Below are 254 nucleotides of genomic sequence, written 5' to 3'. Positions count from 1 at the left end.
CGCATGGCGATGCCCGAGCTGCCCGGTCCGGCCGAGTCGGAGGCTGCCGCGTGGCTGCGCCGCGAGGAGGAGTTCACGGGCGGGGTGAAGGCGCTGCAGGCGCAGCGAGCACGGCTCGAGGCGGAGGAGCGGGAGCTGCTGGCCGCCCGCTTCGCGCGGGTGCAGCAGGAGCCGGGCCCGGCGGTGGCGGGGCTGCGGGAGGCGGCGTCGGTGCTGGCGGCGGAGCTGCGGCAGTCCGATCGGGGCGTGGAGCG

Annotated in this window: 1 protein-coding gene; it reads left to right on the top strand. The window is 78.7% G+C overall.

Annotated elements, in window-relative coordinates:
• Positions 1 to 254: hypothetical protein (locus ACLQ21_RS15760; protein WP_425664918.1), on the top strand; the 254-nt coding region annotated here is incomplete at both ends.

Source organism: Agrococcus sp. DT81.2, from assembly GCF_049844935.1.
In the GTDB taxonomy this organism is placed as follows: domain Bacteria; phylum Actinomycetota; class Actinomycetes; order Actinomycetales; family Microbacteriaceae; genus Agrococcus.
The sequence above is the reverse complement of the archived record's forward strand: the minus strand, read 5'-3'. Positions and strand labels throughout refer to the sequence as shown.